Consider the following 22355-nt stretch of genomic DNA (forward strand, 5'->3'; position numbering starts at 1 on the left):
CCCGGCAACCCCAGCGGGCCGCACGGGAAACCTGATCCGGGCGGTTACCCGCCCCCCGGCTAGGGGCCGCCCGGCCCACCCCCCGGATACGGGCCGCCGCCCGGGTCCGGTCCACCCCCCGGATACGGGCCGCCGCCCGGGTCCGGTCCACCTCCGGGCTACGGGCCGCCACCGGGCTACGGGCCGCCACCGGGCTACGGCCCGCCTCAACAACCGGGCTACCGCCCGCCCCCCGGCTACGGGCCGCCACCGGGCTACGGCCCACCGCCGCAGCCGGGCTACCCAGCGGCAGGCTCGCAGCGGTTCAGCATCAGCGAGGGCGTCTCGTGGGCCTTCAGCAAGTTCGGCAACAACGCCGTCCCGCTGATTGTTGCGTTGCTGGTGTACGCCGTGGTCGGGCTGATCCTGCACGCCCTGATATTCGTGCTGTTAGGCGGCGGGGACGCCACGACGAGCAATGCCGACGGAAATTACAGCGCATCGTTCTCGGGAGGCCTGGGCGGCGTCGGCACGATCATCCTGCAGTTCGTGTTTTTCGCCTACACCATCTTCGTCCAGGCGGCATTTCTGTCGGGCGCCCTCGACATAGCCGACGCCCGGCCGGTGACCGTCAGTTCCTTCTTCAAGCCCCGCCACTTCGGCAACGCGCTTCTTGCCGCGGCGCTGCTCAGCGTGATCAGCGTGGTCTTGGACGCGCTGTCGCTGATCCCGCCGACGATCGTCTTCAACTTGGTGGCGCTGCTGGCCGTCGCGGTCTTCAGCTTCTTCGCGCTGTTCACCATCGCATTCGCGATCGATCGCGACCTGCCCCCGATCGAGGCGTTGAAAGCGAGCTTCACCACCGTCCGCTCCGACATCGGCAGCGCTTTGTTGTCGTGGCTGGTGCAGTTCGCGATCGTGCTGGTCGGTTTCCTGTTGTGCTTCGTCGGGGTCGTGGTCGCCGCCCCGGTGGCGCTGTTGCTCCAGGTCTACACCTACCGGCGGTTGTCCGGCGGACCGGTCGCGCCGTGAGCTCGATGACCAACACCGTCGACTGAGGCGGCCCGTTCGCGGACATGACATTCGGCACCGGTGCACCGTCGGGAGCCGGCACCGCGCGCTATGACGCGGACCGCCTGCTGGCCGGATACCGCGCGGTGCGGGCCCAGGAAGCGCTGTTCGACCTGCGGCACGGTCCGGCACTCGGTTATGACGAATTCGTCGACCCTGACGGCAACGTCCGACCGGCGTGGGCCGAGCTGGCCGACGCTATCGCGGAACGCGGCCGCGCCGGCCTGGACCGGCTGCGCTCGGTGGTGGACGCCCTCATCGACAACGACGGCATCACCTATACCGACGTCGAGCCCGGTGGTCGCGCCCAGGAGCCCAGGCCCTGGCAGCTGGACACGCTGCCGATCGTGCTGTCCGCGGCCGACTGGGAGGTGCTCGAAACCGGCCTGCTGCAACGGTCGCGGGTGCTCGACGCCGTGCTCGCCGACCTGTACGGTCCGCGCAGGCTGCTCACCGAGGGCGTCCTACCCCCCGAGCTGCTGTTCGGCCACCCCGGATACATACGCGCGGCCAATGGGATCGAAATCCCCGGGCGCCACCAGCTCTTCATGCATGCCTGCGATGTCAGCCGCCGACCGGACGGCGCTTTCGTCGTCAACGGCGACCGCACCCAGGCGCCCTCGGGTGCCGGGTACGCGCTGGCGGACCGGCGAGTCGTCGCGCACTCGATTCCCGACCTATACGAGCGGATCGCGCCGCGGCCGACGACGCCGTTCGCGCAGGCGCTGCGGCTGGCGCTGATCGACGCCGCACCCGATGACGCCCAGGACCCCGTGGTGGTGGTGCTGTCCCCCGGTATCTACTCCGAGACGGCGTTCGACCAGGCCTATCTGGCCACGCTGCTGGGTTTCCCGATGGTCGAAAGCGCCGACTTGGTAGTGCGCGACGGCATGTTGTGGATGCGCTCGCTGGGCACCTTGAAACGCGTCGACGTCGTTCTGCGCCGGGTCGACGCGGACTACACGGACCCGCTCGATTTGCGCGCCGACTCCCGGCTCGGGGTGGTCGGTTTGGTGGAGGCCCAACACCGGGGGACGGTGACCGTGGTCAACACCTTGGGCAGCGGAATTCTGGAAAACCCTGGGCTGCTGCGTTTCCTGCCCGCGATGGCACAGCACCTGCTGTCGGAAACGCTGCAGTTGCCCACCACCGAAATCTATTGGGGCGGCATCGCCAGTGAACGCTCACACCTGCTGTCGAATCTGTCGTCGTTGTTGGTGAAATCCACCGTCGGCGGGGAAACCCTTGTCGGGCCGGCGCTTTCGTCTCAACAGCTTACGCGGTTGACGGCCCGCATCGAGCAGATGCCGTGGCAGTGGATCGGCCAGGAGCTGCCGCAATTCTCGTGCGTGCCGACCGACCACGCCGGCGTGTTGTCGTCTGCGGGCGTCGGCATCCGTTTGTTCACCGTTGCCCAGCGCGGCGGCTATGCGCCGATGACCGGAGGCATCGGCTACGTGCTGACGCCAGGACCCGCCGCATACACGCTGAAAACCATTGCAGCAAAAGATGTCTGGGTTCGACCTACCGAGCGGGCACACGCCGAGGCGATCAGCCTGCCGGCACCGGAGCCGCCGGCGAAGACGGCCGCGGGCACCTGGGGCGTCAGCTCCCCGCGCGTGCTGTCGGACCTGTTCTGGATCGGCCGCTACGGTGAGCGCGCGGAAAGCATGGCCCGGCTGCTGATCGTCGCCCGCGACCGGTTCCACGTCTACCGCCACTACCAGCACAGCGAAGAAAGCGAATGTGTGCCGGTGCTGCTGACCGCGCTGGGCCGAATCACCGGAACGCCCGACAGCGACGGCGACCACGCCGAGCTGATCGCCACGGCGCCCTCCACGCTGTGGTCACTCACCGTTGATCCGAACCGGCCCGGCTCGCTGGTGCAATCTGTGGAGGGTTTGGCGCTCGCCGCGCGGGCGGTGCGCGACCAGATGTCCAACGACACCTGGATGGTGCTGGCCGCGGTGGAGCGGGCGCTGGCGCTCGAAAGCGACCCACCTGACTCACTTTCCGAGGCCGACGCACTGCTCACCGGAGCTCAGTCCCAGACGCTGGTCGGCATGCTGACCCTGTCGGGCGTGGCCAACGAGTCGATGGTGCGCGACGTGGGCTGGACGATGATGGACATCGGCAAACGGATCGAGCGCGGCCTGTGGTTGACGGCGTTGCTGCAGGCCACCCTCACCGTCGGCCGCGGCGCCGCGGCCGAGCAGACCGTCATCGAGGCCACCCTGGTGGCGTGCGAGTCCTCGGTCATCTACCGGCGCCGCACGGTGGGCAAGGTCAGCGTGGCCGCCATGGCCGAGCTGATGCTGTTCGACGCGCAGAACCCGCGGTCGCTGCTCTACCAGCTGGAGCGGCTGCGGATCGATCTGAAGGACCTGCCCGGCTCGTCAGGGTCGTCGCGCCCGCAACGGTTGGTGGACGAGATCGGCACGATGTTGCGGCGATCCCACCCTGCCGAGCTCGAACGGGTCAGCGACGACGGACGGCGTGCCGAGTTGGCGGAGTTGCTAGTATCGGTGCACGCCGAGCTGCGCAACCTGGCCGAGATCATCACCACTACCCAGCTGGCGTTGCCCGGTGGTATGCAACCGATTTGGGGTCCAGACGAGCGGCGGGTGATGCCGGCCTAGTTTCGCCGATACCCACCATGTTCATGCGTTCGATGCAGCCCGATCCACGGCTATGCCGTGGCGGCGATGCGGATCGGGCAGTCGGCGACGCCGCACCATGTGCACCAGCGCCAGAACCGACAGCGCGGCGGCATAGATGCACCAGAGCCCTGAGCGCGACTCAGCCGGCCACCGAGGCGGGGCCGCGGGACTCCGACGTCACATCGTCGACCACGGTGTGGATGAACTTCATCTTCTCCAGCACCGCGACCGGGAGCACGAACGGGTACAGGTCGTCGCGGCCCATCGACCGGTTCACCATGTTCAGCGACCACGACAACGGCAGCCACATGTCGATGATCGTCTGGAACGCGCTGGGGCCCAAGGCGGGACGGTCGAATGTGGCCGACGCCGGGGCCAGCCCGCACCACGCCGAGGTGTCCAGTGTGTCACGGATGTGCAGGTAGTGGGCGAACGTCTCGGCCCAGTCCTCGGCGGGATGCATAGTGGCGTAGGACGATACGAAGTCCTCCTGCCAGCCCTCGGGAGCGCCCTCGCTGTAGTGGCGTTCCAGCGCCGCGGAGTAGTCGGCTTCGTGATCGCCGAACAGCTCGTTGAACCGCGCTACATAATCGTCGAACGGTGCGATCAGCCGATAGTAGTAGTAATGCCCGATCTCGTGCCGGAAGTGGCCCAGCAGGGTTCGGTACGGCTCGTCCATCTCGACGCGCAACTGCTCGCGGTGCGCGTCGTCGCCCTCGGCCAAATCGATTGTGATGACCCCGTTCTCGTGCCCGGTCATCACCTGCTCGTGCGCGCTGGACAACAGCCGAAAGGCCAACCCGTACTTGGGGTCCCTGTCCCGCCCGACGATCGGCAGCTTCAGCTCGTGCAGCTCGGCGATCAGCCTGCGTTTGGCCGCCTCGGCACGGGCGAACTCGGCCATCCCAGTGGTGTCGGCGTCGTTGGGCCGTTCGATCGTCAGGGCGCACGAGGGGCACAGCAGCCGGGGGCTGTTGACGGGAACCAGCCAATTACATTCGGCGATAAGTAGATTGGCGCACAGCTGGTACTCGCTCGCGTGGACGAAGCCGGCGTGCCCGGTGGTGTCGTCCTCCGAGATTACCAGCAGCGCCATCTGGTCGAGCGAAAACCCCAGCGCACTACCGCAATTGAGACAGGTAGAGTTCTCAAAGGTCAAGCGCTGGCCGCAGTTGGGGCAGGTGAAGTCACGCATACAACACATCGCCTTCGAAGGGCACCACGTCGACGGCGACGTCGATGACGCTGTGTTCCGAATCGGTGTAGATGATGCCCCGCAGCGGCGGGACGTCCGCGTAGTCACGGCCCCGGCCCACGACGATATAGCGCTCGTCCACCATCTGATCGTTGGTGGGGTCCAGCCCCAGCCACTCGAATTGGCCGGGCTGCTGTGGAGTCCACACCGCTGCCCAGGCGTGGGTGGCGTCGATGCCGATCATCCGATCCTTTCCTGGTGGCGAGTCGGTGGCCAGATATCCGGACACGTAACTGGCCGCCAACCCGTTGGCTCGCAGGCAGGCAATCGCCAGCCTGGCAAAGTCTTGACATACCCCTTCGCGGGCGGCCAGAACCTCGTTGACTCCGGTGGAGATTGTCGTCGACCCCGACCGGTAGGTGAAGTCGGTGAAGATGCGCGACGTCAGATCACGCAGCACGTCTATCAAGGGACGCCCGGGTGAGAAGCTGGGCGCGGCATAGTCGCGAATTTCGTCGGTGATCTCCGGCGGATTCAGGTCCAGGGTGAACTCCGTCGCCAGGGCGCCGCCGGGTCCGATGGGCCGGACCGCCTCCCACGGTTGGGTCGCGGAGGCGTGGGAATCCGTGCCAGGCGGAAAGACGTCGACGATGGAATCGCTGATCACCTTCAGGGCGCGGTGCGGCTCGGTGACGTGGAAATAGGAGCTGGTGTTGCCGTAGCTGTCCACGCTGGTGGAGCTGTCGGCGGGGGCCGGCTCGATCATCAGCCGATGCGCAACACAGCGTTGCCGCAGCGAGTCGCGCGGGGTGAGAAATCCGCGACCGTAGGAGCTGGTCACGGTGTCGGAGTAGCGGTACTCGGTGCGGTGGGTCACTCGATGTCGGCGGGCGACCGCCGGTTCGCCTGGTTCTGGGGGCAAGCTTCCTCCTCACCGCTGATCTCATCACATACCGGCCCCCCGCGTAGGCCCCGCCAAGCGCCCCGTCGTCCACCGTTTGCCAATCCGACGGCACGCCCGCGAAAACCGGAGCACAATCGTGATGTGGCCACCTGGGGCGAGGTCGCCCGCATCGTCGGTGAGCTGGCACTCACCTCCGAGCCGTCACCGCACGACTGGCGGGTCGGCAAGAAATTGCTGGCCTGGGAGCGGCCGCTGCGTGCCTCCGAACGCGAGGCGCTGGAGCGCGACGGCGCCGCGCCAGCGCAGGGCGACATCCTCGGGGTCCGGGTGTCCGACGAGGGCGTCAAGTTCGCGTTGATCGACGACGAGCCGAGGGTCTACTTCACCACCCCGCACTTCGACGGCTATCCCGCGGTGTTGGTCAACCTGGCCGAAATTTCGGTGCGCGACCTCGAAGAGCTGATCACCGAGGCGTGGCTGACCCAGGCGCCGCGGAAGTTGGTTCAGGAGTTCCTGGCCAACTCACGCTGAAGAGCTCAGCCGGGTCGAAGGTCGATGACGCGCTGCAAATCGTCGATGCAGGCACCGACGACGTCGGCCATGATTACCTGCCTCGTCTCGTCCGTCCCGGCCTGCAATTGCGCGGCGTGCTGACGCCTAGACGCCGCGTACGCGCAGGCGCCGGCGGGATCAGGGTCGGTGAGAGCGGCCGCGGCCGCCGGCACGGCCAGCACGCTGGGCACCGGATGCGGAAGGCGGTCGCGGCCGCCGAAGCGCTGATGGGGCGCGACGGCACGGGCCAGTTGCAGCACCCAGCCGGCCAGCAGGGCCACATGCACGGCCTGATGATCGGCGGCGTCGATCGCCGTCCGCAGGCCCCATCGTCGTGGCGCGATGGTGACGATGTGGCGAGCCGTGGTGCGCGCCGCCCACCGGCTAGATCCGGTTTAACTCGAAAAGCGGAATCACCCGAGTGGTCTTGGCCTGGTATTCGGCGAAGCCGGGGGCTGCGGCGGTGATCTTGTCGAAGAGCGCGGCCCGCTCGTCGGCGGGAAGCTCGCGGGCGGCGACATCGAAAGCTTCCACTCCCTGCGGGGCGCCGGCCTCGACTCGCGCCCGCGGATTGGCCCGCAGGTTGTGCACCCAGGCCGGGCTGACCGGGGCACCGGCGAAGGAGCCGATGATGATGAGCTTGCCGTCGATGCGGAAATACCCCAGCGGCGACACCCGCGGCTGACCGGACTTAGCGCCAATCGTGTGCAGCAACAGCAGGTTGGCGTTGGCGAACTGGCCGCCGACCTTGCCGTCGTTGGCGCGGAATTCGTCGATGATGCTTTGGTTGAACGCGTTGATCGTGGCGGTGTCGGGCACTTCTTGAGTCATGCCCTGTAAACCTTCTCGGGTTTGGCGTCTATTCCGGACTCCTTGCGCTGCTGGGCGGTTATCGGCGCCGGCGCTTCGGTGAGCGGGTCGACGCCGCCGCCCGTCTTCGGGAAGGCGATGACCTCGCGGATGGAGTCAACCCCGGACAGCAGGGCGTTGATCCGGTCCCAGCCGAACGCGATCCCGCCGTGCGGGGGCGCCCCAAAGGTGAACGCCTCCAATAGGAATCCGAATTTCTCTTGGGCCTCGGCGTGGTCCAGGCCCATCACCGCGAACACCCGCTCCTGGATGTCGCGGCGGTGGATACGTATCGATCCGCCGCCGATTTCGTTGCCGTTGCAGACAATGTCGTAGGCGTCGGCGAGCACATTGCCGGTATCGGTCTCGATGGCGTCCTCGTGCCCGGGCTTGGGCGAGGTGAACGCGTGGTGCACGGCGGTCCACGCCCCTGACCCGACGGCGACGTCGCCGGCGGCGGTCGCCTCGTCGGCGGGCTCGAACAGCGGCGGGTCCACCACCCAGACGAACGCCCAGGCGTCGGGGTCGATCAATTCGAGCCGACGGGCGATCTCACCGCGGGCCGCCCCCAACAGGGCCCTCGAGGGCTTGGCCGGGCCCGCCGAGAAGAAGACGCAATCCCCCGGCTTTGCCCCGACCTGCGCGGCCAGGCCGGAGCGCTCGGTATCGGACAGGTTCTTGGCGACCGGGCCACCCAGCGTGCCGTCGTCGGCGATCAGCACGTAAGCCAGCCCGCGGTGGCCGCGCTGTTTGGCCCACTCCTGCCAGCCGTCCAGGGTGCGCCGCGGCTGCGACGCCCCGCCGGGCATCACCACCGCACCGACGTAGGGTGCCTGAAAGACACGAAATGTGGTGTCGGAGAAGAACTCCGTGCAATCGACGAGCTCGAGCCCGAAACGCATGTCGGGCTTGTCGGAGCCGAATCGTCGCATCGCATCGGCGTAGCTGATCCGCGGGATGGGCGTCGGAATCCGGTAGCCGATCAACGCCCACAACGCGGACAGGATCTCCTCGGAGATGGCGATGATGTCCTCGGCGTCGACGAAACTCATCTCCATGTCGAGCTGGGTGAACTCCGGCTGGCGGTCGGCACGGAAATCCTCGTCGCGGTAGCAGCGGGCGATCTGGTAGTAGCGTTCCATCCCGGCCACCATCAGCAACTGTTTGAACAGCTGCGGGCTCTGCGGCAAGGCGTAGAACGAGCCCGGGTGCAGTCGGGCCGGCACCAAAAAGTCGCGGGCCCCTTCCGGGGTCGAGCGGGTGATCGTCGGGGTTTCGATCTCGACGAAGTCATGCTGCGCGAGCACCGTACGCGCTGCGGCATTCACGTTGGAGCGCAAGCGGATTGCCGCGGCCGGACCGTCACGGCGCAGGTCCAGGTAGCGATACTTCAGCCGCAGCTCCTCGCCGGCGGGTTCGTCGAGCTGGAATGGCAGTGGGGCGCTCTCCCCCAGCACGGTCAGCGAGCTGGCGTTGACCTCGATGTCGCCGGTCGCGATCTCGGGATTGGCGTTGCCTTCCGGGCGGATCTCGACAACACCGGTGACGGCCACACAGAATTCGGCGCGCAGCCGGTGCGCCTGGGCCAGCACCTGCCCTTCCTCGAGGCCCTCGCGGAACACCACCTGGGCGATCCCGGAGGCGTCGCGCAGGTCGATGAAGATGACGCCGCCGTGGTCGCGGCGACGGGCCACCCAGCCCGCCAGCGTCACCTGCTGCCCTGCGTCGCCACTCCTCAGCGAACCCGCGGCGTGACTGCGCAGCACAAAACACTCCCTTTCACCCGGCTTGAACGAGTTGCCAGTCTAAAGGAGGTAATTTCGGTGCCATCGCCACAGACGCTGCCACCAACATCGCCCTGGTCGGTCCCGGAGCCGTCGGCACGACGGCCGCCGCGCTGCTGTACCGGGCGGGCCACTCGGTCATGGTGTGCGGCCGCACCCCGCGCGACACCATCGAACTGCGGCCTGACGGTGTGGACCCGATCGTCGTTCCCGGGCCGGTGCGCACTGATCCTGCCGAGGTGACCGCGCCGGTGGACGTGGTGCTGCTCGCCGTCAAGGCCACCCAGAATGAGGCGGCGGCGGGCTGGCTGGCTCGGCTGTGTGACGTCCACACCATCGTCGTCGTGCTGCAGAACGGCGTGGAGCAGGTCGAGCAGGTGCAGCCGCACTGCCCGCTGTCTCCCGTGGTTCCCGGCATCGTGTGGTATTCGGCCGAGACCCAGCCCGAGGGATGGGTGCGGTTGCGCACCGATGCGGCCCTGGTGCTGCCCAGCGGGCCGTCCGGGGAGGCCGTCGCCGAACTGCTGCGCGGCGCCGGCTGCCGGGTGGACTGCGACCCGGACATCATCACCGCGGCCTGGCACAAACTGCTCACCAACGCGCTGGCCGGGTTCATGGCGCTGGCGCGGAGGCGCTCCGGGATGTTCCGCCGCGACGACGTCGCCGCCCTGTCGCGGCGCTATGTCGCCGAGTGCCTGGCCGTGGCGCGGGCCGAGGGCGCCCGGCTGGCCGACGGGGTGGTCGACGAGTTGGTCGACATGTTCCGCAACGTCGCCGAAGACCTGAGCACGTCCATCCTCACCGACGCGGAACAGCAGCGGCAGATGGAATGGGACGTCCGCAACGGCGTGATCATTCGCAAAGGCCGGGCCCACGGCCTGGCCACGCCGATCAGCGACGTCGTAGTGCCCTTACTGGCCGCGGCCAGCGACGGCCCCGGCTAAGTTGTTGTCATGTTCGAATGCGAACGCGTCGATGCGAGCTTCACCGACGCTGATTCTGTTCCGGGCCGTTACCGCTTCCGCAACAGCGTCGACCTGGCCATCACCCCCGAGCAGCTGTTCGATGTGCTTTCCGATGCCCAGTCCTGGCCGCAGTGGGCGAAGGTGATCACGAAGGTGACCTGGACCAGCCCCGAGCCGCGCGGCGTCGGGACCACCCGCGTCGTCGAGATGCGCGGCGGCATCGTCGGCAACGAAGAATTCCTCGCCTGGGAACCGTTCACGCACATGGCGTTTCGGTTCAACGAATGCTCGACCCGGTCCGTGGCGGCCTTCGCCGAGGATTACCGGGTCGAGGTCATCCCGGGTGGCTGCCGCCTGACCTGGACGATGGCCCAGAAACCGGCCGGCGCGGCGAAGCTGGCGATGGTCGTGACGGGGCCGCTGCTGAACCTGGCCCTGCGCCGCTACCTGCGCAACCTGCGCAGCTACACCGACTCCCTTGCGACCCGGCAACGTTAGGAGAGCGTCATGACCTTCAACGAGGGCATGCAGATCGACACCAGCACCGCGTCCTCGTCCGGTGGGGGCGGCATGGGGATGGCCGTCGGGGGTGGTGGCCTCGGATTGCTCATCCTGATCGGGGCGCTGTTCTTGGGTGTCGACCCGGGTCGCGTCATGAACTCCCCGCAGACGAACACCGGCGGCTACTCGGCACCCGGGTTCGACCTGAGCCAGTGCAAGACCGGCGCCGACGCCAACAAGTACGTGCAATGTCGCGTGGTCGCCACCGGCAACTCGGTGGACGCGGTGTGGCATCAGCTGATGCCGAGCTATACCCGCCCGAAGGTCCGGCTGTTCAGCGACCAGGTGAGCACGGGGTGCGGAACGGCCACCACCGATGTCGGGCCGTTCTACTGTCCGGTGGACAAGACGGCCTACTTCGACACCACCTTCTTTGACGATGTGCTCGTCAAGCAACTTCATTCCAGCAACGGGGCCTTCGCGCAGGAATATGTCGTCGCCCACGAATACGGCCATCACGTGCAGAACCTGCAAGGGGTGCTGGGCCGCTCCCAGCAGGGTGCGAAGGGCGCAAGCGGCAACGGTGTACGGACGGAGCTACAGGCCGACTGCTACGCGGGGATCTGGGCGCACTACGCCTCCACGGTGAACCAGAAGGATGGGACGCCATTCCTGAATCCGTTGACGGACGACGACATTCGCGACGCGCTGTCGGCAGCCGCATCGGTCGGCGACGACCGCATCCAGAAACAGGCAACCGGGCACATCAACCGCGAAAGCTGGACGCACGGTTCATCGGAACAGCGCCAGCATTGGTTCACCGTCGGCTATCAGACCGGTGACCCCAAGCAGTGCGACACCTTCTCGGCGCCCGACTTGGGTTAGGCCCTACACCAGCAGGCCCCGCAATTCGGCGCGGCCCCGCTCGTCGAGTGGCAACAGCGGCGGGCGCGGGTCGCCGACCGGGAAATCGAGCAGCTCCAGGCCGGCCTTCACGGTGGTGGCGAGTCCGCCCGCGACGATGAAGGTGAGCAACGGCTTGAGGTCGTCGTAGAGCTTTTGCGCGGTGTCCAGGTCTTGCGCGCGCACCGCCTCGTACAGGTCGATGCAGGGCTGTGGCCGCAAATTCGGTGCGGCCGTGCACCATCCGGACGCTCCGGCCTTCAGCGCGTCGAGCACCAGCGGGTTACTGCCGTTGTAGAAGGGCAGCCGGTTGCCGGACAGTTCCGCGATGCGCTGCATGCGGGTCAGGTCACCGGTGGATTCCTTGACCATGGTGACGTTGTCGATGCTGTCGAACATGCGCACCAGCAGCTCGGGAGGCATGTCGACGCCGCTGGTGGCCGGGTTGTTGTAGGCCATGATCGGAATCGAGATGGCGTCGCTGATGCTGCGGTAATGCGTGAAGATCTCGCGCTCGGTGAGCTTCCAGTAGGACACCGGCAGGATCATCACCGCGTCGGCCCCAGCTTGCTGGGCGTAGGTGGCGCGCCGAATGGTTCTGGCGGTGGTCACATCCGACACCCCGACGATCACCGGGACCCGGCCGGCGACGGCGGCGATGGTGGTGTCGACGACGGTGTCGAATTCGGGTTCCTCGAGGTACGCCAGCTCGCCGGTGCTGCCCAGCGGCGCGATCGCGTGAACCTCGGCGGAGACCAGCCGCTCGACCAGCTCGGCCAGCCTTTCGGTGTCAATCCCCTTCTCGGAGAACGGGGTCACCGGATAGGCGATGATGCCGTGGATCTTGGGTTCAGGCGTTTGCGCCACGGAAGGGCTCCTCGGATCAGGTTGGTGGATAACGGGTTAGCTGGTCAATACGTCGGGATGCCGGGCCAGGGCCCGGCGAGCGTAGTAGGCGAAGTTGGCGCGGCTGCGCTGCGGTGACAGCGTCCAGTCGTGGGCTTCGCGGGCCAGTTCCTCGGGTAGTTCCTGGACGGCGCCGGCGGCCATGGCGGCCAGCTGCAGCCTGGCGGCACGCTCGATGAGGATCCCCAGCGAGCACGCCTCTTCGACGCTGGCGCCGGCGATGACGTGGCCGTGATGCGCCAGCAGCACCGCCTTCTTGTCGCCGAGGGCGGCGGTGATGATCTCCCCTTCTTCGTTGCCGACCGGCACGCCCGGCCATTTCGGCAGAAACGCACAGTCGCCGTAGAGCGGCGTGGTGTCCATGTGGGAGACGATCAGCGGGACTTCGAGCATCGAGAGCGCCGCCACGTGAAACGCATGGGTGTGTACGATGCATTGGACGTCGGGCCGGGCGCGGTAGATCCAGCTGTGAAAACGGTTGGCGGGGTTGGCGATTCCTTGAACACCGGAGTCGTCGAGGACGTTGAGGTCCTCGTCGACCAGCAGCAGGTTGTCATCGGTGATCTCGTCAAAACCCAGGCCCAGCCGCTGGGTGTAGTAGGTGCCGTCGGCCTCGGCGCGGGCGGTGATCTGCCCGGCCAGCCCCGAGTCATGCCCCGCGTCGAACAACGCCCGGCACGTCAATGCCAGCTTCTGGCGCGTGGTCAGCCGCGAATCGGCGACGTTCGCGCTCAGCTGCTCGGCAGCGCGGCGCATGAGATCGGACTTCGAATCGGTGAATGTGCTGGCCATAATCGGCTCCCTCGGCGATATGACACAATGGTAGCACTCTAGGAAACCTTGTGTCATGAGAGGGGGTCCCCCGTGACCGCACTGCTACGCGCGGTCCGCAAGCAACGCGGCCTCACCCTGGAGGCGTTGGCCCAGCGGACCGGGCTGACCAAGAGCTACCTGTCCAAGATCGAACGCCGGCGCTGCACACCATCGATCGCGGTGGCCCTCAAGGTGGCAAAGGCCCTCGATGTCGACGTCGGGCGACTGTTCTCCGAGGACGCGGCGCAGGAGAAGATCACCGTCGAGCGTGCCCACGGCGACGCCGAGGGTGGGCGCTACCGGGTGCTGGCATCGTCACTGCTGGGAAAGACGATGTCGCCGTTCATGGTTCGCCCGACGGAGCGGCTGGCCGACGATCCGCATCCCGAACATGCCGGCCAGGAATTCATATTCGTGCATGCCGGGGCCATCGAATTGGACTACGGCGACCAGACATTCACGCTCGAACCAGGCGACAGCGCGTATTTCGACGCGTCGATCAGCCACAAGATCCGGGCGGTCGCCGGCGTCCCCGCCGAAGTCGTCGTCGTCGCGCACGCCGACCCCGGCGGCGCACCGGCTTGAGCAGGACCGAGCCCTTCTCCGCACCCTGGGGGCCGAGTGTTCGCCGTCAGCGAAACCGAGGTGATGGCCGCTTGTTGACTACGCGGGCCGGGCCGCGCAGGTGACTGTGGTGGTCGCATCCTGTTGCACGACCACTTGGCCGTCCACGGCGATCTCGCAATGGAACGAGGCGGGACCATTGCCCGAATCCGGCCAATGCAGCATGCCGCTGGCGGTGATGCTCGCCCACTGGGTCGGGTTCGCCAAGGTAGCGGTGTAGGTAACCGGCGTTCCCCCGCTCAGCGGGGCCTGAACGCTGGTCATGAACTTCGACGGGTCCGCGTTGTAGGCCGCCTGGCTGGGCGGATCGGCGCTGACGTAGTTGACGGTGGCGGTCAGGTTGTTGGGGCTAGTCACGGTGTAGGTCACCTGATGACCGGCCGGATCCGCATAGCTGGTCGGGGCCGTGAGCACCGCGCCGGCGCCTGCTGCCAGGATTACCGCTGAGATCGCGCTCGCTGTTCTTTGCACGTTCGTCATATCGAAAACGCTACCGGATTCGTTAGCGGCGATTCTGTTTACCGGCAGCGGTGCGCGCGGTTGCCCGACTCCGGTATGAAGCAAGCATGAGCGATGAGCCGCATTCGGCACCGAAACAGACCGGTGTCGCCGAAGCGCCGGTGACCCGCCGCCAATTGCTGACGACCGGGGCGGTCGCGACCGCCCTGGGGGTGGGCCTCGGGGGCGGTGCCGTGCTGCTCGGTTCCCACCCGCGATCCCCGATGGCCTGGCTGCAGCCCGACCGCCACGGCGCGCAACCGGTCGGCGGGCTGCACCTGCAGTTCGGGAAGAACGCGGGCACCGAAGTGGTGGTGTCCTGGCACACCACCACCGCGATCCGCAATCCACGCGTCGTGCTCGGGACGCCGACATCCGGCTTCGGCCGCACCGTCGCCGCGGAAACTCGGACCTACCGGGACGCGAAGTCGGGCACCGAAGTTCGCGTCAATCATGCCCGGCTGACCAACCTGACCCCCGACACCGACTACGTGTACGCGGCAGTGCACGACGGCGCACAACCCGACCAAGGCACCGTGCGCACGGCGCCGGTGGGCCGAAAAAGACTGCTGTTCACCAGCTTTGGCGACCAGTCCACACCGGCGCTGGCCAAGATGCCCGGCGGCAGCTATGCCACCGACAACGTCGGCTCGCCGGCCGCCGCCGACACCACCATGGCGATCGAACGGTTGGGGCCGCTGTTCAACCTGATCAATGGCGACCTGTGCTACGCCAACCTCGCCCAAGACCGGGTGCGCACCTGGTCGAACTGGTTCGAGAACAACACCCGCTCGGCGCGATACCGGCCCTGGATGCCGGCGGCGGGCAATCACGAGAACGAGTTGGGTAACGGGCCAATCGGTTACGGCGCCTACCAGACCTATTTCGCGCTGCCCGATTCCGGGTCGAGTCCGCAGACCCGGGGCATGTGGTATTCGTTCACCGCGGGCTCGGTGCGGGTGATCAGCCTGAGCAACGACGACGTCGCCTTCCAGGACGGCGGCAACTCCTATGTGCGCGGCTACTCCGGTGGTGAACAAAAGCGCTGGCTCGCAACCGAACTCGCGGCGGCCCGGCGTGACCCCGGCATCGACTGGGTCGTGGTGTGCATGCACCAGACGGCGATCTCCACCGCCGACAAGACCAACGGCGCCGACCTGGGCATCCGCGAGGAATGGCTGCCGCTGTTCGACCAGTACCAGGTCGATCTGGTGGTGTGCGGTCACGAGCACCACTACGAGCGCTCGCATCCGCTGCGCGGCACGCTGGGGACCGACACCCGCACGCCGATACCCGTCGACACTCGAAACGATCTCATCGACGCCAGGCGGGGAACGGTGCACCTCGTCATCGGCGGGGGTGGGACCTCGGCGCCGAGCAATGCGATGTTCTTCCCCGAACCCCGATGCCGGGTGGTCACCGGTGTGGGCGCGTTCGATCCCGGGCTGAGACGCAAGGCCCCCGTCTACGTCCTCGAGGACGCGCCATGGTCGGCTTTTCGCGACCGCGACAACCCTTATGGCTTCGCGGCTTTCGACGTCGACCCCGGGCAACCAGGCGGCAACACCTCGATCAAGGCGACGCACTACGCGCTGCGGGGCGGTTTCGGTGAAGTCACCGTCATCGACGAATTCACGCTCACCAAGCCGCGTACCGATAAGGCCGGCTAGCTTCGCGCAGCTCAGAACAACGTCGGCTGAACGGGTTCCGGTGCCGGCGCGACCGAGACCCCCCGCGAGAACGGGCGGTGGTCGCCCGCCAGTCTATGTTTGGCGATCAGCGGTGCGGCCCGCTGCCGCAGCATGGCGCGATAATCCTGCGGTAAGTAGGCACCGCGCCGGTACAACTCGCGATAGCGGCCGACCAGCTCGGGATGCGAGCGCGCCAGCCATCCCATGAACCATCCCCGGGTCGAGCTGCGCAGATGCAGGCCGAAGACCGTGACGCTGCTGGCACCGGCCGCCGCGATCTGGCCGAGCAGCCCGTCGAGGTGCTCGACGGAATCCGTCAGATGCGGCAGCACCGGCGCGACCATCACATGACAGTCCAGCCCGGCGGCCCGGATGGCGCTGATCAGGCCCAACCGGGCCTGCGGTGTGGGGGTGCCGGGCTCGACGTCCCTGTGCAGCTCCGGATCGCCGACGGCCAGCGACACCGCGACCGAGACTTGCACCTGCGACGCGGCATCCGTGAGCAGCGGCAGGTCGCGGCGCAGCAGCGTGCCCTTGGTCAGGATCGAGAATGGCGTGCCCGATTCCGCCAGCGCGCCGATGATGCCGGGCATCAGTGCGTAGCGCCCCTCGGCCCGCTGGTACGGATCGGTGTTGGTGCCCAGCGCGACGGTCTCGCGCTGCCAGGACGGTCGCCGCAGCTCGCGGCGCAACACCTCGACGACGTTGGTCTTGACGACAACCTGGGTGTCAAAGTCATTGCCGCAGTTCAGCTCCAGGTATTCGTGGGTAGGCCGGGCGAAGCAGTACCGGCAGGCGTGTGAGCAGCCGCGGTAGCCGTTGACCGTGTAGCGGAATGGCAGCGCCGATGCGTTCGGCACCTTGTTCAGCGCGGACTTGCACAACACCTCGTGGAACGTGATCCCGTCGAACTGGGGCGAACGTACGCTGCGCAGGAAGCCGATGCGTTGCAGCCCCGGCAACGCCCCATCCTCGACCGGCTTTCCGTTGACCGCGACGGCCTGATTCGCCCACCGCATACTGTCTATTCGAACATTAGTTCGAGCGCGAGTCAAGGACCGGGCCCACGCGAGCGGCTTACACTTCGGCAATGTTCTGCGAGACGCGCTACGCGCGAAACGGGGGCTTACGCATCGCCTATCCCTGCCCACGTCAATAGCTGCAACCTAGCGTTGCCGGGCAATCAGAATGGTGGTGGTTCATCGTCGCCGTCTGCCGGTGGTGCCGGACCGAAGTAGGCGGCCTTGCGTTCTCGGCGTTTCGCTTGCCGGGCCTGGTGGTTTTGCCGGCGTTCGGAGGCGACGCGCGCGGCGCGGTTTTGAGCGCGGGTGCGGCGGCGTTTGGGCATCATGGCGTCGCGCTCCGCGCAACGACCGCCGCCCGCGCTCGCGCCCGTGGGCAGCGACACCTCGCCGGTGGAGCGGCACAGGCTGGGAAACAGCAACGAACTACCTGGGGTGGTCACATAGGTCTGCCCCGATGGTGAGGTGAGGATGAGAGTGCCGTCGGGCAGTTGTTGGTCGCGCCAGCCCCAGAAAGTTTTCACCAAATGGTGAGTACGGCAGTAACACTTGAGGTTCGACGCGTGGGTAGGCCCGCCGTCGCCGTAGGGAATCGTATGGTCCAGATCGCAATCGGTGGCTGGACAGTCGCACCCGGGCCAGCGGCAGGTCAAATCTCGGCACCGCACGAAGTCAGCCAATGCCTTCGAAGGCGCATAGTTCGGCTCGGGCGCGCAGTCGACAGGGTAAACGAGCGGCGCTAGCTTCGCCGAGGCCGCCAGCTCGGCTATCAGCTCCGGCGGGATCAATCCCTCGGCACCCACCTCGACGCCCGGCGCCTGCCCGCCACCGAGCGTGGAATCCTCCGCGATCACATGGATTACCACCGGCCCGGCGGCGCGCCGTTTCCCCGCGGTGCAATTTGAAGACCCGCACCGGCAACCCAACCGGTCCGCACCGCCGGCCAGTGCGCCCAACGCATCAGCGCGGCGTTGGTCGCGGCTGCGTGGATCCTTGTCGCATACCGTGGCCGCCAACGCGTCCAATCGCTGATCCAGTGCGTGCGCATCCGGGCTCAGCAGGCTGCCTTCAAGGTGCGCCAGGCCGCCCTCCATATCGACGACCCACACCTGCCGGTCGGCCGGGCGCTCCGTGCGCCGGCGCACCGCGTCGGCATCGTTTCTCGCGACAACCTTGTCCACTTGCGCGGCCAGCCGTCCCTGCGTCATAGACGGCCAGCGCGGCACCCTGGCCGCCAACTCGGCGTCGACGGCCGCCAATACGTCATGGTCGGTGATCAGATCGGTGCGATAGACGATAGTGGCGAACAATCGGAAATCGAGATCACCGGCACGAAAGACGGCACCAACGTTGGGCAAACGTTCGCGCATCGCGCGGGCGTACCGGACTCTCGAAGCTGCCAGCCCCTGACTGATCCGCAACTGTGCGGCCACTTCTGCTGTCACCGCCGCCTCGGTGTCGACGGCCCACTCCTCGCACTCAGAACAGCGCGAAAGTCGGTAGGAAAACAGTTCTCCGATCGCCGTCAACTGCTCGGCCGCCGCCCGGTTCTCGATCCGCGAAAACGCACCGATCCGTTCCAGCAGCGCCGCCGACTCCGGGGTTGGCGACGGATGATGCCGCTCGACCAGCTCGTCGAGCCACGCGATCACGTCTTCGAACATAAGTTCGATTATCGCACCGGGGTATGACAACCGTCGGCCGCGGCCAACAACCGCCCGAACGGGGTTAAGCTGCGGGTCGAATCGCCCCTACCCGGTTGCGAGGACATATGACCGACCGCATCGAGACTTCCCGCACCATCGCCGCGCCGGCGCCGGCCATCTTCGCCGTGCTGTGTGACCCGCAGGGCCATGTCGCAATCGACTCGTCCGGAATGCTGCAGGCCGCCGACGGCGATCCGGTACGCGGCGTGGGTGACCGATTCGTCGTTCACATGGATCGCGAATCGTTGAACGATTTCCCCGAATTTGGCAAATACGACGTCACCATCGACATAAGGGAGTTCGAGCAGGATCGCCTGATTGCGTGGACAGTTCTCGGCAAGATCCAGCCGCCGCTCGGCCACGTCTACGGCTATGCGTTGGCACCGTCCGAAGACGGTTCGGCCACCGTGGTCACGTCGTTCTACGACTGGTCGAACATCGACCCGAAGTGGCGGGAAGCCGGAATTTTCCCGATTCTGTCCGAGGGCGCCCTGCGGGCAACTCTGGGAATTCTGGACCGTACCGTGCACCGTGGTTATCCATCCGGATGATTTGCACACCCAACACCGCCATACGCGGTGTTGCTTATCGGGTTTCGGAAGAGCGGGCTGCGTGGGGACGCGGTTTCGCGTCACATTTGTTCGGGTATCACCTCGGGGCCGCTCACGAAAGGACCTGTCATGTTGCACTCAGTGATTTTGGCGAGTTCGGACCCCGTCGCCGCCGGTTTGATCCTCCGCGGCATCAAGGGGATTTTTGTCGCTATCGGCAGCATCATCGCGGCAATCATCTGCGGAGTCATCGCAATGATGAAGGGCCGTAACCCATTCGGCTGGGGGCTTCTCGGGCTGTTTTTCTCGATCCTCACATTGATCGTCGTCATCATTATTCCAAGCAAGAAAAGCTAAAATTCGGCTTCCGGGACGGTGACGCAGGCGTGCGCGTTGAGGATAATCTGCAGACATGCGTTTCCTCTGTGCCGCTGCGGCGGTCGCCATACCCATCGTTGGTCTGCTGGGGGCGTCGCCAGCTCAAGCTGATACCGGCGTCAATGGTTACGTTAGTTGCATCGGCGGCGACGCGAAGCCACCCCCGCCGGGAGTGAGCGCGGAAAACTGGTTTCCCAGCCTTCATGTGATCGATAACGACATCGGTTCTGGCATACCGTCGGCCGAAGTGGTTCGCAGACTGGTCGATATGGGAGTCAGCCCGGACGACGCCGCTACCCGAGTGCGGTGCTATCTGGCCAATCTGCCGCACTAGCGCAAAGGTCGGGCTAGCGCGCTATCCACGAAACCACCTCGGCGACAACCGAATCGAGTGCGACTGGAACCTGCTCCCCCGTCGTCAAATCCTTCACGCCGATGGTGCCGGACTCGAGGTCGCGGTCGCCCAGCACCAGCGCAAGCCGGGCGCCGGAGCGGTCGGCCGCGCGCATCGCGCCCTTGAGTCCGCGGTCGCCGTAGGCCATGTCGACGCGCACACCGCCGGCGCGCAGCTGTGCGGCCAGCACCGCCAGCCGCAGCTTGCCCTGCTCGCTCAACGGCACGCCGAACACCTCGCAGCGCGCGGTCTCCCCCACGCTCTTGCCCTCGGCGCGCAGCGCCAGCAGCGTACGGTCCACGCCGAGCCCAAAACCGATGCCGGACAGGTGTTGTCCACCGAGCTGACGCATCAGGCCGTCGTAGCGGCCGCCGCCGCCGATGCCGGACTGCGCGCCCAGGCCGTCGTGCACGAATTCGAACGTGGTCTTGGTGTAGTAGTCCAGCCCGCGCACCATACGGGGGTTGAGGACGTAGGGCACCGACATGGCGTCCAAGTGGGCCAGGACGGTATTGAAGTGCTGCTTGGCCGCATCGGACAGGTGATCGAGCAGCACCGGAGCGTCGGCCGTCATGGCGCGCACCTCGGGTCGCTTGTCGTCGAGCACCCGCAGCGGATTGACCTGTGCCCGCCGTCGAGTTTCATCGTCCAGGTCGAGCGCAAAAAGGAAGTCCTGCAACAGCTCCCGGTACTGAGGGCGGCAGCTGTCGTCACCCAGCGAGGTGATTTCAAGGCGGAATCCGTCGAGCCCGAGTGAGCGAAAGCCGGCGTCGGCGATCGCGATCACCTCGGCGTCCAGGGCGGGGTCGTCGACGCCGATCGCCTCCACGCCGACCTGCTGCAGCTGACGATAGCGGCCCGCCTGCGGACGCTCGTAGCGGAAAAACGGCCCCGCGTAACAGAGTTTGACCGGCAACGCGCCGCGGTCCAGACCGTGTTCGATGACCGCGCGCACCACGCCCGCGGTGCCCTCCGGCCGCAGCGTCACCGACCGATCCCCGCGATCGGCGAACGTGTACATCTCTTTGGACACCACGTCGGTGGATTCGCCGACGCCGCGGGCGAACAGGCCGGTGTCTTCGAAGATCGGCAGCTCGATATCGCCGTAGCCGGCGCGGCGGGCGGCTCCGAGCAGGCCGTCGCGCACCGCGACGAACTGCGCCGAGTCCGGGGGGACGTAGTCCGGCACCCCTTTGGGCGCCGCGAAGGCTGAGAACGCAGACGACTCGGGCACGGGCTACAGGCCTTCGAGGAACGGGTTGAGGCGCCGCTCGGCGCCGATCGTGGTGGAGTTGCCGTGCCCCGGCAGGACCACGGTCGCGTCGTCGAGGACCAGGAGTTTGTCGACGATCGAGGTCAGCAGGTCGCGGCCGCTGCCACCGAACAGGTCCGTGCGGCCGACGGAGCGCTCGAACAACGTGTCACCGGTGAAGACGACGTCCTTGTCCCCGGTGACCCGAAACACCACCGAGCCGCGGGTGTGTCCGGGCGTGTGGTCGACGTTGACGGTCACGCTGCCCAGGTCCAGCTTGTCGCCGTCGCGGTCCAGCTCGACGACCTGCTTGGGCTCCCGCCAGAACGCGCCCGCCACCAGCTGCGCCAGGCGCGGGCCCAGGCCGTAGATCGGGTCTGCGAGCATGAACCTGTCCTCGGGATGGATGTAGGTCGGGCAACCGTAGGTATCGGACACCTTCTGCGCCGACCACATATGGTCGATGTGCCCGTGGGTCAGCAACACCGCGGCCGGCGTCAGCCGGTTCTTGTCCAGGATGCTGCGTAACTGCCCCATCGCCCGCTGCCCCGGATCCACGATGACGGCGTCCGTCCCTGGCCGCTGCGCCAAGACGTAGCAGTTGCACTGCAACATGCCGGCGGGAAATCCGGTGATCAACACAGTGCCCAGTTTCCCACGGGCCCCACTTGACACGAGTCGCGGCGCCCACATTAGCCTGAGCTGGCACCTCACCGGTTCAGAGAGGTTCCGACTCACCAACCATGGAGGCATAGCGGCCGTGCCGACCAACGAACAGCGACGCGCCAACGCCAAACGCAAGCTCGAACGGCAGCTGGAGCGGCGCGCCAAGCAAGCCAAGACGCGCCGGATCGTGCTGATCGCGGCCGGCTCGATCGTGGCCGTGGCCGTCATCGCCGCGGTGGTGATCACGATCGTCAACACCAAGCACGAGAACAAGAGCAACACCGCGGCGTCGACGACCACCAGCAGCAGCTCCCCGGAAACGACGGCCCCCGGCGAGCCGGGTCAGGTACCGCCGCTGCCGCCGTTCAAACCCTCGGCCGACGTGGGCGCCAACTGTCAGTACCCGGCCTCGCCCGAGCCGGCGGCAAAGGAGGTCAAACCGCCGCGGACCGGTAAGGTGCCGACCGATCCGGCCCAGGTGAGCGCCAGCA

23 protein-coding genes and 1 pseudogene are annotated in these 22355 nt (G+C 67.0%); 12 read left to right on the forward strand and 12 right to left on the reverse strand.

What is annotated here, in order from left to right; all coding sequences use genetic code 11:
- Positions 1-381 precede the first annotated feature (381 nt).
- Together A5686_RS19885 and A5686_RS19890 are read left to right on the forward strand one after the other, a co-directional pair.
- Positions 382-1011, forward strand: coding sequence for a hypothetical protein (locus A5686_RS19885; RefSeq protein WP_156750151.1), 630 nt, complete (start codon positions 382-384; stop codon positions 1009-1011).
- A 44-nt stretch (positions 1012-1055) separates the two neighbouring features.
- Positions 1056-3689, forward strand: coding sequence for a circularly permuted type 2 ATP-grasp protein (locus A5686_RS19890; protein ID WP_067937857.1), 2634 nt, complete (start codon positions 1056-1058; stop codon positions 3687-3689).
- A 160-nt stretch (positions 3690-3849) separates the two neighbouring features.
- On the opposite strand, the gene A5686_RS19895 is transcribed toward A5686_RS19890, so the two are convergent.
- Complete coding sequence (locus A5686_RS19895; RefSeq protein ID WP_067937859.1) at positions 3850-4905, reverse strand: putative zinc-binding metallopeptidase; 1056 nt, start codon at positions 4903-4905, stop codon at positions 3850-3852.
- Entirely contained in the window at positions 4898-5827 is a 930-nt protein-coding gene (locus A5686_RS19900) for a transglutaminase family protein (protein WP_067937862.1), read from the reverse strand. Before A5686_RS19900 ends, A5686_RS19895 begins: the two co-directional genes overlap by 8 nt.
- Positions 5828-5950: 123 nt before the next feature.
- Between A5686_RS19900 and A5686_RS19905 the strand changes: the two genes are divergently transcribed.
- Positions 5951-6340 carry an MmcQ/YjbR family DNA-binding protein gene (locus tag A5686_RS19905; protein ID WP_067937863.1) on the forward strand — a complete coding sequence of 130 codons (390 nt, stop codon included), beginning with the start codon at positions 5951-5953 and terminating at the stop codon, positions 6338-6340.
- A 5-nt stretch (positions 6341-6345) separates the two neighbouring features.
- On the opposite strand, the gene A5686_RS19910 is transcribed toward A5686_RS19905, so the two are convergent.
- The 3 genes from A5686_RS19910 to aspS all read right to left on the reverse strand — a co-directional run bounded on the left by A5686_RS19910 (position 6346) and on the right by aspS (position 8976).
- Positions 6346-6648 (reverse strand): hypothetical protein, encoded by a 303-nt coding sequence (locus A5686_RS19910; protein ID WP_231986430.1) that lies wholly within the window; start codon positions 6646-6648, stop codon positions 6346-6348.
- A gap of 97 nt (positions 6649-6745) precedes the next feature.
- Positions 6746-7192: a nitroreductase family deazaflavin-dependent oxidoreductase gene (locus tag A5686_RS19915; protein ID WP_067937865.1), complete on the reverse strand. Its 447-nt coding sequence runs from the start codon at positions 7190-7192 to the stop codon at positions 6746-6748.
- Positions 7189-8976, reverse strand: coding sequence for an aspartate--tRNA ligase (gene aspS, locus A5686_RS19920; protein WP_067937867.1), 1788 nt, complete (start codon positions 8974-8976; stop codon positions 7189-7191). The genes A5686_RS19915 and aspS overlap by 4 nt, the downstream gene beginning before the upstream one ends.
- A 62-nt stretch (positions 8977-9038) precedes the next feature.
- Here aspS and A5686_RS19925 point away from each other — a divergent pair, with 62 nt between their 5' ends.
- Genes A5686_RS19925 through A5686_RS19935 form a run of 3 tightly spaced genes read left to right on the forward strand, consistent with a single transcriptional unit; the run spans position 9039 to position 11345 of the window.
- Entirely contained in the window at positions 9039-9938 is a 900-nt protein-coding gene (locus A5686_RS19925; RefSeq protein WP_197520648.1) for an oxidoreductase, read from the forward strand.
- A 9-nt stretch (positions 9939-9947) separates the two neighbouring features.
- Positions 9948-10457, forward strand: a complete 510-nt coding sequence (locus tag A5686_RS19930; protein WP_067937871.1) for an SRPBCC family protein — start codon at positions 9948-9950, stop codon at positions 10455-10457.
- A gap of 9 nt (positions 10458-10466) precedes the next feature.
- Positions 10467-11345, forward strand: coding sequence for a neutral zinc metallopeptidase (locus A5686_RS19935; RefSeq protein ID WP_067937873.1), 879 nt, complete (start codon positions 10467-10469; stop codon positions 11343-11345).
- Between the two features lie 3 nt (positions 11346-11348).
- Here the strand turns inward: A5686_RS19935 and A5686_RS19940 are convergent, their stop codons facing one another.
- Positions 11349-12230 (reverse strand): dihydrodipicolinate synthase family protein, encoded by an 882-nt coding sequence (locus tag A5686_RS19940; protein ID WP_067937875.1) that lies wholly within the window; start codon positions 12228-12230, stop codon positions 11349-11351.
- Between the two features lie 36 nt (positions 12231-12266).
- Positions 12267-13061 (reverse strand): aldolase, encoded by a 795-nt coding sequence (locus tag A5686_RS19945; RefSeq protein WP_067937877.1) that lies wholly within the window; start codon positions 13059-13061, stop codon positions 12267-12269.
- Between the two features lie 72 nt (positions 13062-13133).
- Between A5686_RS19945 and A5686_RS19950 the strand changes: the two genes are divergently transcribed.
- A complete protein-coding gene (locus tag A5686_RS19950) occupies positions 13134-13667 on the forward strand; it encodes a helix-turn-helix domain-containing protein (RefSeq protein ID WP_067937878.1) in 534 nt (177 codons plus the stop codon).
- Between the two features lie 78 nt (positions 13668-13745).
- Here A5686_RS19950 and A5686_RS19955 read toward each other — a convergent pair whose 3' ends face one another.
- Positions 13746-14186 carry a hypothetical protein gene (locus A5686_RS19955; protein ID WP_067937880.1) on the reverse strand — a complete coding sequence of 147 codons (441 nt, stop codon included), beginning with the start codon at positions 14184-14186 and terminating at the stop codon, positions 13746-13748.
- 86 nt (positions 14187-14272) lie between these two features.
- On the opposite strand from A5686_RS19955, the gene A5686_RS19960 reads away from it, so the two are divergent.
- Positions 14273-15874: a metallophosphoesterase family protein gene (locus A5686_RS19960; protein ID WP_067937882.1), complete on the forward strand. Its 1602-nt coding sequence runs from the start codon at positions 14273-14275 to the stop codon at positions 15872-15874.
- A gap of 11 nt (positions 15875-15885) precedes the next feature.
- On the opposite strand, the gene A5686_RS19965 is transcribed toward A5686_RS19960, so the two are convergent.
- Both A5686_RS19965 and A5686_RS19970 read right to left on the reverse strand, forming a co-directional pair.
- Positions 15886-16914, reverse strand: a complete 1029-nt coding sequence (locus A5686_RS19965; protein ID WP_067937884.1) for an Rv2578c family radical SAM protein — start codon at positions 16912-16914, stop codon at positions 15886-15888.
- A gap of 164 nt (positions 16915-17078) precedes the next feature.
- A complete protein-coding gene (locus A5686_RS19970; RefSeq protein WP_067937886.1) occupies positions 17079-18581 on the reverse strand; it encodes an HNH endonuclease signature motif containing protein in 1503 nt (500 codons plus the stop codon).
- Between the two features lie 107 nt (positions 18582-18688).
- On the opposite strand from A5686_RS19970, the gene A5686_RS19975 reads away from it, so the two are divergent.
- The 3 genes from A5686_RS19975 to A5686_RS19985 all read left to right on the forward strand — a co-directional run bounded on the left by A5686_RS19975 (position 18689) and on the right by A5686_RS19985 (position 19886).
- The gene (locus A5686_RS19975; RefSeq protein ID WP_067937888.1) at positions 18689-19174 is read left to right on the forward strand and encodes an SRPBCC family protein; all 486 of its coding nucleotides are present in this window, start codon (positions 18689-18691) and stop codon (positions 19172-19174) included.
- Between the two features lie 129 nt (positions 19175-19303).
- Complete coding sequence (locus A5686_RS19980) at positions 19304-19531, forward strand: deoxyribodipyrimidine photolyase (protein ID WP_067937896.1); 228 nt, start codon at positions 19304-19306, stop codon at positions 19529-19531.
- A 55-nt stretch (positions 19532-19586) separates the two neighbouring features.
- A complete protein-coding gene (locus A5686_RS19985) occupies positions 19587-19886 on the forward strand; it encodes a hypothetical protein (RefSeq protein WP_067937890.1) in 300 nt (99 codons plus the stop codon).
- A gap of 13 nt (positions 19887-19899) precedes the next feature.
- Here A5686_RS19985 and hisS read toward each other — a convergent pair whose 3' ends face one another.
- On the reverse strand, positions 19900-21180 hold the full coding sequence (hisS, locus tag A5686_RS19990) for a histidine--tRNA ligase (protein WP_067937892.1): 1281 nt from the start codon (positions 21178-21180) through the stop codon (positions 19900-19902).
- 3 nt (positions 21181-21183) lie between these two features.
- Positions 21184-21840 (reverse strand): MBL fold metallo-hydrolase, encoded by a 657-nt coding sequence (locus tag A5686_RS19995; protein WP_067937894.1) that lies wholly within the window; start codon positions 21838-21840, stop codon positions 21184-21186.
- A 118-nt stretch (positions 21841-21958) separates the two neighbouring features.
- On the opposite strand from A5686_RS19995, the pseudogene A5686_RS20000 reads away from it, so the two are divergent.
- A pseudogene (locus A5686_RS20000) lies at positions 21959-22355 on the forward strand (peptidylprolyl isomerase); the annotation flags it as partial.

The organism is Mycobacterium sp. E2479 (genome assembly GCF_001667925.1).
GTDB lineage: Bacteria > Actinomycetota > Actinomycetes > Mycobacteriales > Mycobacteriaceae > Mycobacterium.

Excerpts from the sequence above, each read along its gene's own strand:
- A5686_RS19890 (WP_067937857.1), top strand. The coding sequence starts at position 1,056 with ATGACATTCGGCACCGGTGCACCGTCGGGAGCCGGCACCGCGCGCTAT.
- A5686_RS19895 (WP_067937859.1), bottom strand. The coding sequence starts at position 4,905 with ATGCGTGACTTCACCTGCCCCAACTGCGGCCAGCGCTTGACCTTTGAG.
- A5686_RS19915 (WP_067937865.1), bottom strand. The coding sequence starts at position 7,192 with ATGACTCAAGAAGTGCCCGACACCGCCACGATCAACGCGTTCAACCAA.
- A5686_RS19930 (WP_067937871.1), top strand. The coding sequence starts at position 9,948 with ATGTTCGAATGCGAACGCGTCGATGCGAGCTTCACCGACGCTGATTCT.
- A5686_RS19935 (WP_067937873.1), top strand. The coding sequence starts at position 10,467 with ATGACCTTCAACGAGGGCATGCAGATCGACACCAGCACCGCGTCCTCG.
- A5686_RS19945 (WP_067937877.1), bottom strand. The coding sequence starts at position 13,061 with ATGGCCAGCACATTCACCGATTCGAAGTCCGATCTCATGCGCCGCGCT.
- A5686_RS19955 (WP_067937880.1), bottom strand. The coding sequence starts at position 14,186 with ATGACGAACGTGCAAAGAACAGCGAGCGCGATCTCAGCGGTAATCCTG.
- A5686_RS19960 (WP_067937882.1), top strand. The coding sequence starts at position 14,273 with ATGAGCGATGAGCCGCATTCGGCACCGAAACAGACCGGTGTCGCCGAA.
- A5686_RS19965 (WP_067937884.1), bottom strand. The coding sequence starts at position 16,914 with ATGCGGTGGGCGAATCAGGCCGTCGCGGTCAACGGAAAGCCGGTCGAG.
- A5686_RS19970 (WP_067937886.1), bottom strand. The coding sequence starts at position 18,581 with ATGTTCGAAGACGTGATCGCGTGGCTCGACGAGCTGGTCGAGCGGCAT.
- A5686_RS19975 (WP_067937888.1), top strand. The coding sequence starts at position 18,689 with ATGACCGACCGCATCGAGACTTCCCGCACCATCGCCGCGCCGGCGCCG.
- A5686_RS19980 (WP_067937896.1), top strand. The coding sequence starts at position 19,304 with ATGTTGCACTCAGTGATTTTGGCGAGTTCGGACCCCGTCGCCGCCGGT.
- A5686_RS19985 (WP_067937890.1), top strand. The coding sequence starts at position 19,587 with ATGCGTTTCCTCTGTGCCGCTGCGGCGGTCGCCATACCCATCGTTGGT.